This is a genomic window from Pseudomonas sp. FA-1 (genome assembly GCF_056856075.1).
In genome coordinates this window covers 412,533-425,630 of sequence record NZ_JBWXTH010000002.1, presented here as the reverse complement: position 1 = coordinate 425,630, position 13,098 = coordinate 412,533, and the positions used below count along the sequence as shown (strand labels likewise).

The following is a 13,098-nucleotide window of genomic DNA, read 5'->3' as shown; positions in this document are numbered from 1 at the left end:
ATGTAGGAGCGGCCTTGCGCCGCGAAAGGGGTGCGAAGCGCCCCCAGGGTGTGAACTTGGCAGAAATTGCCGGGGCTGCCCTGCAGCCCTTTCGCGGCGCAAGGCCGCTCCTACAGGGTGTTACGCTACAACGGCCACAAAAAAGCCCGCATCGCTGCGGGCTTTTTTGTGGCAGGTACGCAGCGCTTAGCGCTTCATGTACTCGGGCAGGTGCGGCTGGATAGCCGTCAGCACAGCCTTGAAGCACTTGATGTTGCCCGCGACGATATGGCCTTTCTCGAGGAAGTCGTGGCCACCATTGAAGTCGCTCACCAGGCCACCGGCTTCCTGGATCAGCAGCACGCCTGCAGCCATGTCCCACTCGGACAGGCCCGACTCCCAGAAGGCGTCGAAGCGGCCGGCGGCCACGTAGGCCAGGTCCAGGCTGGCGGAACCGGCGCGGCGGATGCCAGCGGTCTGGCCGGTCAGCGCGCGGAACATGCCCAGGTAGTTGTCCAGGTCGGCCATCTGGTTGTCACGGAACGGGAAACCGGTACCCAGCAGGGCGCCTTCCAGGCTGGTGCGCGAGCTGACGCGCAGGCGACGACCGTTGAGCTGGGCGCCGCGACCGCGGCTGGCGGTGAATTCTTCCTGGCGAACCGGGTCGACGATGACGGCATGCTCGAGGCGGCCGCGGTATTTGCAGGCGATGCTGACTGCAAAGTGAGGAACGCCACGCAGGAAGTTGGTGGTGCCGTCCAGTGGATCGATGATCCACAGGTAGTCCTTGCCTTCTTCACCGGTACCGGCATGCAGGCCGGTTTCTTCACCCTGGATGGAGTGGTTCGGGTAGGCCTTGCGCAGTGCGTTGACGATGGTCTGCTCGGCGGCGCGGTCAACCTCGGACACGTAGTCCTTGGCTTCTTTCTCGTCGACTTTGATGCTGTCCAGGCGTTCGATGGAGCGGAAAATCAATTCACTGGCGCTGCGAGCGGCGCGCAGGGCGATATTCAGCATAGGCTGCATGGGCGTTTCACCTGGGATGTTAAAGAGGAAAGCCGCATAGTCTATCAGAAATCTGCTTCGGCAGAAGGGTGACATGTGCTTTCGTGGCGTTACGTCCGTCGCTTCTGTAAGATCGTTTGCCCTGTTATCCACATCCGTGAGCTCAACACCTTGTTGCAGAATATTCGTGTTGTTCTGGTCAATACCAGCCACCCCGGCAATATCGGCGGCGCTGCACGTGCCATGAAAAACATGGGCCTGTCGCGCCTGGTGCTGGTCCAGCCTCTGGATTTCCCTGCCGTGGATGCCACGGCGCGCGCGTCCGGCGCCGATGATGTGCTGGACAACGCCCAGGTCGTCGACAGCCTCGAAGAAGCATTGGTCGGCTGCAGCCTGGCGATCGGCACCAGTGCCCGCGAGCGCAGCATCCCCTGGCCGTTGCTCGACCCCCGCGAATGCGGTGCCAAGGTCGTCGAGCATGCCGGCGTCGGTGAGGAAATCGCCCTTGTGTTCGGTCGAGAGCACGCCGGCCTGACCAACGAAGAGCTGCAGCGATGTCACTTCCACGTGCACATTCCCTCGAACCCCGACTTCAGTTCGCTGAACCTCGCCGCGGCGGTCCAGGTGCTCTCCTACGAGGTGCGCATGGCCTGGCTGGCGGCCCAGGGCGCGCCGACGAAGGTCGAGAAGTTCGAAGCCAACTCGCTGCGCAGCGGTGAGCTGGCGACCATGGACGAGATGGAGCTGTTCTACGAGCACCTGGAAAAAACCCTGGTGCAGATCGGCTTCCTTGACCCGGAGAAGCCCAAGCACCTGATGCCGCGCCTGCGCCGGCTCTATGGGCGCAGTTCGGTCAATCGTTCGGAAATGAGCATTTTGCGCGGCATCCTCACCGAGACCCAGAAAGTCGCACGGGGCGAGCCGCATAAGCGGAAGGACTAGAAAGAGATGTTCGAACGTCTGCGCGAAGATATCCAGAGCGTATTTCATCGTGACCCGGCGGCGCGCAATGCCTTCGAGGTGCTGACCTGCTACCCGGGCATGCATGCCATCTGGCTGCACCGCCTGGGCCATGCCTTGTGGGTGCGCGAGTTCAAGTGGCTGGCGCGCCTGGTGTCGAACTTCGGCCGCTGGCTGACCGGTATCGAAATCCACCCCGGTGCCACCATCGGCCGGCGTTTCTTCATCGACCACGGCATGGGCATCGTCATCGGCGAGACCGCCGAGATCGGTGACGATGTCACCCTGTACCAGGGCGTGACCCTGGGCGGCACCAGCTGGAACAAGGGCAAGCGCCACCCGACCCTGGAGAACGGCGTGGTGGTCGGGGCGGGGGCCAAGGTGCTCGGCCCGTTCACCGTCGGTGCCGGGGCCAAGATCGGCTCCAATGCCGTGGTGACCAAGGCGGTGCCTGCCGGGGCCACGGCGGTGGGGATTCCGGGGCGGATCATCGTCAAGACCGAAGACAGCGAGGTCGAGGCCAAGCGCAAGGCCATGGCCGAGAAGATCGGCTTCGATGCCTACGGTGTCAGTGGCGACATGCCCGACCCGGTGGCCCGCGCCATCGGCCAGATGCTCGATCACCTGCAGGCGGTCGACGAACGGCTCGAAGGCATGTGCGGTGCGTTGACCAAGCTGGGCAGCGACTATTGCGGCAAGGAACTGCCAGCGCTGCCCGAGGAAGACTTCGTCGAGGTCAAGCGGACCGCGCGGAGCGACACCCAGGCGCATTGATTACGGCGTGATGAGATATGGGGCGTGTGCTCACGCCCCTGGTCTGTTAGACTCGCGCCCGCCTCCCCGATGTATACCCGACTAAAGCACTAGGTCTAATAGTTGACTTAAATGCTCGGGAATCGCATACTCGCACACATCCTGTAACTCCCGTGGTACCCATTAGCCATGCGACTGACTACCAAAGGCCGATATGCCGTGACCGCCATGCTTGACCTGGCGTTGCATGCGCAGCATGGGCCGGTGTCTTTGGCCGACATTTCCGAGCGCCAGGGCATTTCCCTTTCTTATCTGGAACAGCTGTTCGCCAAGCTGCGCCGCGGCAGCCTGGTTTCCAGCGTGCGCGGCCCGGGCGGCGGCTACCAGCTGTCGCGGGGCATGGAAACCATCCAGGTGGCCCAGGTCATCGACGCGGTCAACGAATCGGTCGATGCCACCCGTTGCCAGGGCCTGGGGGACTGTCACGCCGGCGACACCTGCCTGACCCACCACCTGTGGTGCGACCTCAGCCAGCAGATCCATGAGTTCCTCAGCGGCATCAGCCTGGCCGACCTGGTCGAGCGCCGTGAGGTGCAGGAAGTCGCCCACCGCCAGGACCTGCGCCGCGTCTCGGGCCGTACCGCCCGGATGGACAAGATTGAGACGTCCGCCGTCGACTGATCGCAGCGACGAGCGACGCCACCGCCTGATAGGAGATACCCAATGAAGTTGCCGATCTACCTCGATTACTCCGCGACCACTCCGGTCGATCCGCGCGTCGCCCAGAAGATGGCCGACTGCCTGCTGGTCGACGGGAACTTCGGTAACCCGGCCTCGCGTTCCCACGTGTTCGGCTGGAAGGCCGAGGAAGCCGTCGAGAACGGCCGTCGCCAGGTTGCCGAGCTGATCAACGCCGACCCGCGCGAGATCGTCTGGACCAGCGGTGCCACCGAGTCCGACAACCTCGCCCTCAAGGGCGTGGCGCACTTCTATCAGACCAAGGGCAAGCACATCATCACCTCCAAGATCGAGCACAAGGCGGTTCTGGATACCGCTCGCCAGCTCGAGCGCGAAGGTTTCGAAGTCACCTACCTCGAGCCCGGTGAAGACGGCATCGTCACCCCGGCCATGGTCGAGGCGGCCCTGCGCGAAGACACCATCCTGGTCTCGCTGATGCACGTGAACAACGAGGTCGGCTCGATCAATGACATCGCCGCCATCGGTGAACTGACCCGCTCGCGCGGTGTGCTGTTCCACGTCGATGCCGCCCAGTCCGCCGGCAAGGTCGAGATCGACCTGCAGAAGCTGAAGGTCGACCTGATGTCGTTCTCGGCGCACAAGGTCTATGGCCCGAAAGGTATCGGCGCGCTGTACGTCAGCCGCAAGCCGCGCGTACGTCTGGAAGCCATCATCCACGGCGGTGGTCATGAGCGCGGCATGCGTTCGGGTACCCTGCCGACCCACCAGATCGTCGGCATGGGCGAGGCCTTCGCCATCGCCAAGCAGGAGATGGCCGCCGAGAACGTGCGCATCAAGGCCCTGAGCGACCGCTTCTTCGAGCAGGTGTCCAACCTCGAGGAACTGTACGTCAATGGCAGCCGCACTGCTCGCGTGCCGCACAACCTGAACCTGAGCTTCAACTACGTCGAAGGCGAGTCGCTGCTGATGTCGCTCAAGGACATCGCCGTATCGTCCGGCTCGGCCTGCACCTCCGCTTCGCTCGAGCCGTCCTACGTGCTGCGCGCCCTGGGCCGCAACGACGAGCTGGCGCACAGCTCGATCCGCTTCTCCTTCGGCCGCTTCACCACCGAAGAAGAAGTCGACTACGCCGCGCAGAAGGTCTGCGAGGCGGTGAACAAACTGCGCGAATTGTCGCCGCTGTGGGACATGTACAAAGACGGCGTCGACATCTCCAAGATCGAGTGGGCCGCCCACTAAGCAGTCGCCGGCAAGAGCGGCTCCCTGATGAGGAAGGAATTGCACCATGGCATACAGTGAAAAGGTCATCGACCACTACGAAAACCCGCGCAACGTCGGCAAGATGAACGCCGACGACCCGGATGTCGGTACCGGCATGGTCGGCGCGCCGGCCTGCGGCGACGTCATGCGCCTGCAGATCAAGGTCAACGAGCAGGGCATCATCGAAGATGCCAAGTTCAAGACCTACGGCTGTGGCTCGGCCATCGCCTCCAGCTCCCTGGCCACCGAGTGGATGAAGGGCAAGACCCTGGACGAAGCCGAGACCATCAAGAACACCCAGTTGGCCGAAGAACTGGCGTTGCCGCCGGTCAAGATCCACTGCTCGGTACTCGCGGAAGATGCCATCAAGGCCGCTGTTCGCGACTACAAGCAGAAGAAAGGCTTGGTCTAAGACGCGTGTGCGCTAACTGAAGTTGAGGAAAGAGTTCCGATGGCTATCAGCATGACAGAAGCCGCCGCCAACCACGTGCGGCGTTCCCTCGAAGGGCGCGGCAAGGGCGAGGGCATCCGCCTGGGCGTGCGCACCACCGGCTGCTCGGGCCTGGCCTATGTGCTGGAGTTCGTCGATGAAGTGGCGGCCGAAGACCAGGTCTTCGAGAACCATGGCGTGAAGGTCATCATCGACCCCAAGAGCCTGGTCTACCTCGACGGCACCGAGCTAGACTTCGTCAAGGAAGGGTTGAACGAAGGCTTCAAGTTCAACAACCCCAACGTGCGCGGTGAATGTGGCTGCGGCGAAAGCTTCAATGTCTGAGGCTTGACGTGGGTACTCCTTGCCATTTCGCCCTGTTTGACCTGCAGCCCGGCTTCCGTCTGGACCTCGACAAGCTGGCCACGCGCTATCGCGAGCTGGCCCGCGAGGTCCACCCGGACCGCTTCGCCGATGCCTCCGAACGCGAGCAGCGTGTCGCGCTGGAGAAGTCCGCGGCCCTCAACGAGGCCTACCAGACCCTGCGCAGCGCCCCACGGCGTGCCCGCTACCTGCTGGCCATCGGCGGCCACGAAGTGCCCCAGGAAGTCACGGTCCACGACCCGGACTTCCTGCTGCAGCAGATGCAATGGCGCGAAGAGCTCGAAGAGCTGCAGGACGAAGCCGACCTCGACGGTGTCGCTGTCTTCAAGAAGCGCCTGAAGGCCGCCCAGGAGGCGTTGAACGAGGATTTCGCCGCCTGCTGGGATGTGGCTGCCGAGCGTGACAGGGCAGAGCGCCTGATGCGCCGCATGCAGTTCCTCGACAAGCTCGCCCAGGAAGTGCGCCAACTCGAAGAGCGCCTCGACGATTAACCCCGGCGTTGCACGTGACGACGCCTAAGGTACTCAGATAAGCATGGCCCTACTGCAGATCGCCGAACCCGGTCAAAGCCCCCAACCGCACCAGCGCCGCCTGGCGGTGGGGATTGACCTGGGCACCACCAATTCTCTGGTCGCCGCCGTACGCAGCGGTCGCAGCGAACCGCTGCCCGATGCGCAGGGCAATGTCATCCTGCCCTCGGCGGTACGTTACCTCGACGGCGGCATCGACGTAGGCCTGGCGGCCCGCGAAGCGGCTTCCAGCGACCCGCTGAACACCATCTTGTCGGTCAAGCGCCTGATGGGGCGCGGCCTGGCCGACGTCAAGCAGCTGGGCGAACAGTTGCCGTACCGCTTCGTCGGTGGCGAGTCGCACATGCCGTTCATCGACACCGTCCAGGGGCCGAAGAGCCCGGTGGAGGTGTCCGCCGACATTCTCAAGGTGTTGCGCCAGCGTGCCGAGCAAACCCTCGGCGGCGAACTGGTGGGCGCAGTGATCACCGTGCCGGCCTATTTCGATGACGCCCAGCGCCAGGCCACCAAGGATGCCGCACGCCTGGCCGGCCTCAACGTGCTGCGCCTGCTCAACGAGCCGACCGCCGCTGCCGTGGCCTATGGCCTGGATGAGAAGGCCGAGGGCGTGGTGGCTATCTATGACCTGGGTGGCGGTACCTTCGACATTTCCATCCTGCGCCTGACTGCGGGCGTCTTTGAAGTGCTGGCCACCGGTGGCGACACCGCCCTGGGGGGCGATGACTTCGACCACGCCATCGCTGGCTGGATCGTCGAGCAGGCCGGGTTGTCGTCCGACCTCGACCCCAGCGCCCAGCGCCAGCTGCTGCAGGCCGCCTGCGCCGCCAAGGAAGCCTTGACCGACGCCGACGTGGTCAGCGTACGCCACGGCACTTGGCAGGGTGAGCTGACCCGCGCCGCTTTCGAAGCCCTGATCGAACCACTGGTCGCCCGCAGCCTCAAGGCCTGCCGCCGCGCCGTGCGCGACAGCGGTGTCGAGCTCGAAGAGGTGGGGGCCGTGGTGATGGTGGGCGGTTCGACCCGCGTCCCGCGCGTGCGCGAGGCCGTAGGTGGGCTGTTCGGCCGTACCCCGCTGACGTCGATCGACCCGGACCAGGTGGTGGCCATCGGCGCCGCGATCCAGGCCGACACCCTGGCCGGCAACCGTCGTGAGGGTGGCGAGCTGTTGCTGCTGGACGTCATCCCGCTGTCCCTGGGCCTCGAGACCATGGGCGGGTTGATGGAAAAGGTGATTCCGCGCAATACCACCATCCCGGTGGCCCGCGCCCAGGAGTTCACCACCTATAAAGATGGCCAGTCGGCCATGATGATCCACGTCCTGCAGGGCGAGCGCGAGCTGATCAGCGACTGCCGCTCCCTGGCGCGCTTCGAACTGCGCGGCATTCCGGCCATGGTCGCCGGCGCGGCGAAGATCCGCGTCACCTTCCAGGTCGATGCCGACGGCCTGCTCAGCGTCTCGGCCCGCGAACTGGGCTCTGGCGTGGAATCGAGCATCCAGGTCAAGCCGTCCTATGGCCTGACCGATGGCGAGATCGCCCGCATGCTCAAAGATTCCTTCGAGCACGCCGGCTCCGACAAGCAGGCGCGCCAGCTGCGTGAGCACCAGGTTGACGGCGAGCGCCTGCTCGAGGCGGTGCAGGGCGCCCTGGATGCCGACGGCGAGCGGTTGCTCAGCGCCGAGGAGCGCGAGGCGATCGAGTACCAGATGCAAGAATTGCGTGATTTGCTCACCGGCACCGATGGCGCGGCCATCGAGCAGCAGACCAAGCGTCTGTCGCAGGTGACCGATGCTTTTGCCGCCCGTCGCCTTGATTCGACGGTCAAAGCCGCACTGGCCGGGCGCAACCTGAATGAGATCGAGGAGTAACCGATGCCCCAGGTGATTTTCCTGCCGCACGAGAAGTTCTGCCCGGAGGGGCTGGTGGTAGAGGTGGAGCCAGGCACCAACATCCTGGAGCTGGCCCATGAGCATCACATCGAGATGGAAAGCGCCTGCGGTGGCGTTTGCGCCTGCACCACCTGCCACTGCATCGTCCGCGAGGGTTTCGACTCGCTGGAAGAAGCCGATGAGCTGGAAGAGGATATGCTGGACAAGGCCTGGGGCCTGGAAGCGCAATCGCGCCTGGCCTGCCAGGTGATCGTCGGCGACGAAGACCTGACGATCGAGATCCCCAAATATTCGCTCAACCACGCCGCCGAAGCGCCGCACTGAGGTTCCAGCATGAGCCTGAAATGGATTGATGTACTTGAGATCGCCATCCAGCTTGCGGAAAGCAAGCCGGACGTCGATCCTCGTTATGTGAATTTCGTCGATCTGCACCGCTGGGTACTGGCCTTGCCAGAATTCAGCGACGATCCGTCACGCGGCGGTGAGAAAGTGCTCGAGGCCATCCAGGCGGCCTGGATCGAAGAAGCCGACTGAGCGTCACCTGCAGGTTAGGCAATCCCCTGGAACCCGCGTATAATTCGCGGGTTTAATTTTTCGCAACACTCAATTTTGGAGTTATCCATGGCTGTTCAACGTACCTTCTCCATCATCAAGCCTGACGCCGTTGCCAAGAACGTCATCGGCGAGATCACCACTCGCTTCGAAAAAGCCGGCCTGCGCGTCGTCGCTTCGAAGATGAAGCAACTGTCCAAGGCCGAGGCCGAAGGCTTCTACGCTGAGCACAAAGAGCGCGGCTTCTTCGCCGACCTGGTTGCCTTCATGACTTCGGGCCCTGTCATCGTTCAGGTTCTGGAAGGCGAAAACGCCGTTCTGGCCAACCGCGAACTGATGGGCGCCACCAACCCGAAAGAAGCTGCTGCCGGCACCATTCGCGCCGACTTCGCCGTTTCCATCGACGAGAACGCTGTTCACGGTTCCGACTCGGAAGCTTCGGCTGCCCGCGAAATCGCTTACTTCTTCTCCGCTACCGAGCTGTGCGACCGCATTCGCTAAGCGAAGCAGGTCTTGGGTGATTCCATGAGTGACATGACTGGCAAGATCAACCTGTTGGGCCTGACCCTGCAGGAAATGGAAAAATTCTTCGAGTCCATCGGAGAGAAGCGTTTTCGTGCCGGTCAGGTCATGAAATGGATTCACCACTTCGGCGTCGATGATTTCGCCGCCATGACCAATGTCGGCAAGGCCTTGCGCGAAAAGCTCGAGGCCGTTGCCGAGATTCGGGGGCCAGAGGTGGTCAGCGAAGACATTTCCGCCGACGGTACCCGCAAGTGGGTGGTCCGCGTTGCCTCCGGCAGCTGCGTCGAGACCGTCTACATCCCCACCGACGACCGCGGCACCCTGTGTGTCTCGTCGCAAGCCGGCTGCGCCCTGGACTGCAGTTTCTGCTCCACCGGCAAGCAGGGCTTCAACAGCAACCTCACCGCCGCCGAAGTGATCGGCCAGGTATGGCTTGCCAACAAATCCTTCGGTACCGTTCCGGCCAAGATCGACCGCGCCATCACCAACGTGGTCATGATGGGCATGGGCGAACCGCTGCTGAATTTCGACAATGTCATCGCCGCCATGAAGATCATGATGGAAGATCTGGGCTATGGCATTTCCAAGCGCCGCGTCACGCTGTCCACCTCGGGCGTGGTGCCGATGATCGACGAACTGGCCAAGCACATCGACGTGTCGCTTGCGCTGTCGCTGCATGCGCCGAATGACGAACTGCGCAACCAGCTGGTTCCGATCAACAAGAAGTACCCGCTCAAGGTCCTGCTGGACTCGTGCATGCGCTACATGTCCACCCTGGGTGGCAAGCGCGTGCTGACCGTCGAGTACACCCTGCTCAAGGACGTCAACGACCAGCCCGAGCATGCGGCCCAGATGATCGAGCTGCTGCGCGACGTGCCGTGCAAGATCAACCTGATCCCGTTCAACCCGTTCCCGCATTCGGGCTACGAGCGGCCGAGCAACAACGCCATCCGCCGCTTCCAGGACCTGCTGCACCACGGCGGCTTCAACGTCACCACCCGTACCACCCGCGGCGAGGACATCGACGCTGCCTGTGGCCAGCTGGTGGGCCAGGTCATGGACCGCACCCGTCGTAGCGAGCGCTACATCGCCGTGCGCCAGCTGAGCGCCGACGCGGAGCTCCAAGACAACGCCGTGCGCCACTGACAGGACCTGGCCATGACCCTGCGCGCCGCGCTGTCGATCCTGACGCTTTCGCTGCTGGCCGGCTGCGTGTCCGGTGGCGCGGGCGACCCCCTGGCCAGTCGCCAGGGGCGGGAGGAAGCAGGTCGGGCCTACGTGCAGTTGGGCCTGGGTTATTTGCAACAAGGTTTGACCGGTCAGGCCAAGGCGCCGCTGGTCAAGGCCCTGGCCCTCGACGGCAACGACGCCGATGCCCACGCGGCCCTGGCCCTGGTGTTCCAGGCCGAAGGCGAGCCGGCCCTGGCCGAGACGCACTTTCGCAAGGCCCTGTCGGCCCGCCCGGGCGACACACGAATTCGCAACAACTACGGCAGTTTCCTTTATGCTCAGGGGCAATTTCGCCAGGCCCAGCAGATGTTTCGCCAAGCCGCGGCCGATACCCTGTATCCTGAGCGCTCGCGGGTCTACGAGAACCTCGGCTTGGTCGCCTTGAAGCTGGGACGTCGTGACCAGGCACGCGAATACCTGGGCAAGGCCCTGCAACTCGACCCTCGGCAACCGAAAGCGTTGCTGGAAATGGCTGAGTTGTCCTACGAAAACAGGCATTATGTGCCGGCCCGGGACTACTACGATCGTTTCAGCCAGCTGAGCGACGCGAATGCCCGAAGCCTGCTGTTGGGCAGCCGCCTTGCCAGGGCCTTCGATGAGCCGGGCACCGTGGCAGAACTGGGCCAGCAATTACAACGACTTTATCCCGGTACGCCGGAATATCAGCAATACCTGTCGGAGCAACGATGAAAGCCGCGCACCCCGAAGTAGCAGCAGCGACTCGCCAGAATCCCGGTGAGGTCTTGCGCCAGGCCCGCGAGAACCGGGCGTGGTCGCAAGCCGAGGTGGCCCGCAAGCTCAACCTCACGGTAAGTTCGTTGAACAACCTGGAAAACGGCGCCTTCGACAAGCTGCCGGGGCATACCTTCGCCCGCGGCTATATCCGTGCCTATGCCAAGCTGATGGACATGGACCAGGCGCCGCTGGTCGAGGCTTTCGACCAATACACCGGCACCCATGCCAAGGGCAGCGAGGTTCATTCGCTGGGCCGTATCGAAGAGCCGGTGCGCCTTTCGCACAATATCCTGCGCGGTGTCAGCCTGTTGCTGCTGGTGGTCGTGGTCGGCGGTGGCTTCTTCTGGTGGCAGGACCAGAGCAGCCTGCGCGGCAAGGACCTGGCCAAAATGGCCCTGGAGCATGTCGAAGTCGAAAGCGCCGACGGCACCACCCAGATCCACCCGCTGGACGAGCCTGAAGACCAGGCGGTGACCGCGGGCCAACAGCCTGAAGCTGCACCGCTGCCGCTGGAGCGAGCCGAAAGCGCTGCGGCGCCAGAGGCCGGCAGCGCCAGCGCGACGCTGGCCGAGCCGGCTGCCACGCCTGCGCCCGCCGCGCCGGCGGTAGCCCCGGCACCGGCCGAAGCCGCAGCCCCGGCGGCTTCGACGCCACCGGCCACCCCGGTCGCGCCGGCCCCCAGTGCGCCCGCTGCCGCCACCACCGCGCCAGTTGCCCCGGCCACTCCGGTTGCCCCGGTTGCCCCCGTTGTTGCGGCTGCAACCACGCCCCAGGCTGCCCCGGCCGAAATCCCGGCCGGCAGCGGCAAGGTACAGATCCAGTTCACCGCCGATTGCTGGACCCAGGTCACCGACGGCAACGGCAAGGTGCTCTTCAGCGCGATCAAGCGCAAGGGCGACAGCCTCGACCTGAGCGGCAAGCCTCCGTTCGCAGTGCGCCTGGGCTTCGCCCGTGGCGCACAGGTCAGCTACAACGGCCAAGCGGTCGATGTAGCTCCGTTCACCAGTGGCGAGACCGCTCGCCTGAAGTTGGGACAGTAAGTCATGCACGGCGAATCTCCGATCAAACGTCGCGAATCCCGGAAGATCTGGGTCGGCAATGTACCGGTGGGCGGTGATGCGCCCATCGCGGTGCAGAGCATGACCAACACCGACACCAATGATGTCGCGGCCACCGTGGCGCAGATCCAGCGCCTGGTCGATGCCGGCGTCGATATCGTCCGTGTCTCGGTGCCGGACATGGACGCCGCCGAGGCGTTCGGCCGCATCAAGCAGCAGGTCAGCGTGCCACTGGTCGCCGACATCCATTTCGACTACCGCATTGCCCTGCGCGTGGCCGAGCTGGGGGTCGACTGCCTGCGTATCAACCCGGGCAACATCGGCCGCGAAGACCGTGTGCGCGCGGTGGTCGATGCCGCCCGTGACCGCGGCATCCCGATCCGCATCGGCGTCAACGCCGGCTCCCTGGAAAAGGACCTGCAGAAGAAATACGGCGAGCCGACCCCGGCGGCACTGGTCGAGTCGGCCTTGCGCCATGTCGAGCACCTCGACCGCCTGGACTTCCAGGACTTCAAGGTCAGCGTCAAGGCCTCCGATGTATTCATGGCTGTCGAAGCCTACCGTCTACTGGCCAAGCAGATCGTCCAGCCGTTGCACCTGGGCATCACCGAAGCCGGTGGCCTGCGCTCGGGGACGGTGAAATCCGCCGTCGGCCTCGGTATGCTGCTGGCCGAAGGCATCGGCGATACCATCCGCATTTCCCTGGCCGCCGACCCGGTCGAGGAAGTGAAGGTCGGCTACGACATTCTCAAGTCGCTGCACCTGCGCTCACGTGGCATCAACTTCATCGCCTGCCCCAGCTGCTCGCGGCAGAACTTCGATGTGGTCAAGACCATGAACGAGCTGGAAGGGCGCCTGGAAGACCTGCTGGTGCCGATGGACGTGGCCGTGATCGGCTGCGTGGTCAACGGGCCGGGCGAAGCCAAGGAGTCCCACGTGGGGCTGACCGGCGGTACGCCGAACCTGGTCTACATCGATGGCAAGCCGTCGCAGAAGCTGACCAATGACAACCTGGTCGATGAGCTGGAAAAACTCATCCGCCAGAAAGCGGCCGAAAAGGCCGAGGCCGACGCGGCGCTGATCGCCCGTGGCTGATACCCAGATTCGTAA

Annotated in this window: 16 protein-coding genes; 15 read left to right on the top strand and 1 reads right to left on the bottom strand. The window is 64.0% G+C overall.

Features of this window, described 5'->3' with window-relative positions; genetic code table 11:
- Window positions 1-186: 186 nt before the first annotated feature.
- Window positions 187-1,005 (bottom strand): type III secretion system regulator SuhB, encoded by an 819-nt coding sequence (gene suhB, locus AC1MHZ_RS05960; protein ID WP_084858494.1) that lies wholly within the window; start codon window positions 1,003-1,005, stop codon window positions 187-189.
- Window positions 1,006-1,155: 150 nt separating this feature from the next.
- Here suhB and trmJ point away from each other — a divergent pair, with 150 nt between their 5' ends.
- From trmJ to ispG, 15 genes are all read left to right on the top strand, one after another.
- Entirely contained in the window at window positions 1,156-1,926 is a 771-nt protein-coding gene (trmJ, locus tag AC1MHZ_RS05955) for a tRNA (cytosine(32)/uridine(32)-2'-O)-methyltransferase TrmJ (RefSeq protein ID WP_084858493.1), read from the top strand.
- 6 nt (window positions 1,927-1,932) lie between these two features.
- Window positions 1,933-2,718, top strand: a complete 786-nt coding sequence (cysE, locus tag AC1MHZ_RS05950) for a serine O-acetyltransferase (RefSeq protein ID WP_482966131.1) — start codon at window positions 1,933-1,935, stop codon at window positions 2,716-2,718.
- Between the two features lie 168 nt (window positions 2,719-2,886).
- Window positions 2,887-3,378, top strand: a complete 492-nt coding sequence (gene iscR, locus AC1MHZ_RS05945; protein WP_084858491.1) for a Fe-S cluster assembly transcriptional regulator IscR — start codon at window positions 2,887-2,889, stop codon at window positions 3,376-3,378.
- 42 nt (window positions 3,379-3,420) lie between these two features.
- Complete coding sequence (locus AC1MHZ_RS05940) at window positions 3,421-4,635, top strand: IscS subfamily cysteine desulfurase (RefSeq protein WP_084858490.1); 1,215 nt, start codon at window positions 3,421-3,423, stop codon at window positions 4,633-4,635.
- A 46-nt stretch (window positions 4,636-4,681) separates the two neighbouring features.
- Window positions 4,682-5,068: a Fe-S cluster assembly scaffold IscU gene (gene iscU / locus AC1MHZ_RS05935; RefSeq protein ID WP_084858489.1), complete on the top strand. Its 387-nt coding sequence runs from the start codon at window positions 4,682-4,684 to the stop codon at window positions 5,066-5,068.
- A 39-nt stretch (window positions 5,069-5,107) separates the two neighbouring features.
- Window positions 5,108-5,431 carry an iron-sulfur cluster assembly protein IscA gene (iscA, locus tag AC1MHZ_RS05930; protein WP_084858488.1) on the top strand — a complete coding sequence of 108 codons (324 nt, stop codon included), beginning with the start codon at window positions 5,108-5,110 and terminating at the stop codon, window positions 5,429-5,431.
- Window positions 5,432-5,439: 8 nt separating this feature from the next.
- On the top strand, window positions 5,440-5,961 hold the full coding sequence (hscB, locus tag AC1MHZ_RS05925) for a co-chaperone HscB (protein WP_084858487.1): 522 nt from the start codon (window positions 5,440-5,442) through the stop codon (window positions 5,959-5,961).
- 43 nt (window positions 5,962-6,004) lie between these two features.
- Entirely contained in the window at window positions 6,005-7,867 is a 1,863-nt protein-coding gene (hscA, locus tag AC1MHZ_RS05920; protein WP_324814681.1) for a Fe-S protein assembly chaperone HscA, read from the top strand.
- 3 nt (window positions 7,868-7,870) lie between these two features.
- A complete protein-coding gene (gene fdx / locus AC1MHZ_RS05915) occupies window positions 7,871-8,212 on the top strand; it encodes an ISC system 2Fe-2S type ferredoxin (RefSeq protein WP_084858485.1) in 342 nt (113 codons plus the stop codon).
- 9 nt (window positions 8,213-8,221) lie between these two features.
- On the top strand, window positions 8,222-8,422 hold the full coding sequence (gene iscX / locus AC1MHZ_RS05910) for a Fe-S cluster assembly protein IscX (protein WP_023382209.1): 201 nt from the start codon (window positions 8,222-8,224) through the stop codon (window positions 8,420-8,422).
- An 87-nt stretch (window positions 8,423-8,509) separates the two neighbouring features.
- On the top strand, window positions 8,510-8,941 hold the full coding sequence (gene ndk, locus AC1MHZ_RS05905) for a nucleoside-diphosphate kinase (protein WP_023382208.1): 432 nt from the start codon (window positions 8,510-8,512) through the stop codon (window positions 8,939-8,941).
- A 24-nt stretch (window positions 8,942-8,965) separates the two neighbouring features.
- Window positions 8,966-10,111 carry a dual-specificity RNA methyltransferase RlmN gene (rlmN, locus tag AC1MHZ_RS05900; RefSeq protein WP_084858484.1) on the top strand — a complete coding sequence of 382 codons (1,146 nt, stop codon included), beginning with the start codon at window positions 8,966-8,968 and terminating at the stop codon, window positions 10,109-10,111.
- A gap of 12 nt (window positions 10,112-10,123) precedes the next feature.
- A complete protein-coding gene (gene pilW / locus AC1MHZ_RS05895) occupies window positions 10,124-10,885 on the top strand; it encodes a type IV pilus biogenesis/stability protein PilW (protein ID WP_368829175.1) in 762 nt (253 codons plus the stop codon).
- The gene (locus tag AC1MHZ_RS05890) at window positions 10,882-11,970 is read left to right on the top strand and encodes a RodZ domain-containing protein (RefSeq protein WP_324814674.1); all 1,089 of its coding nucleotides are present in this window, start codon (window positions 10,882-10,884) and stop codon (window positions 11,968-11,970) included. The genes pilW and AC1MHZ_RS05890 overlap by 4 nt, the downstream gene beginning before the upstream one ends.
- A gap of 3 nt (window positions 11,971-11,973) precedes the next feature.
- On the top strand, window positions 11,974-13,083 hold the full coding sequence (ispG, locus tag AC1MHZ_RS05885; protein WP_084854595.1) for a flavodoxin-dependent (E)-4-hydroxy-3-methylbut-2-enyl-diphosphate synthase: 1,110 nt from the start codon (window positions 11,974-11,976) through the stop codon (window positions 13,081-13,083).
- The last annotated feature ends 15 nt before the right edge of the window (window positions 13,084-13,098 follow it).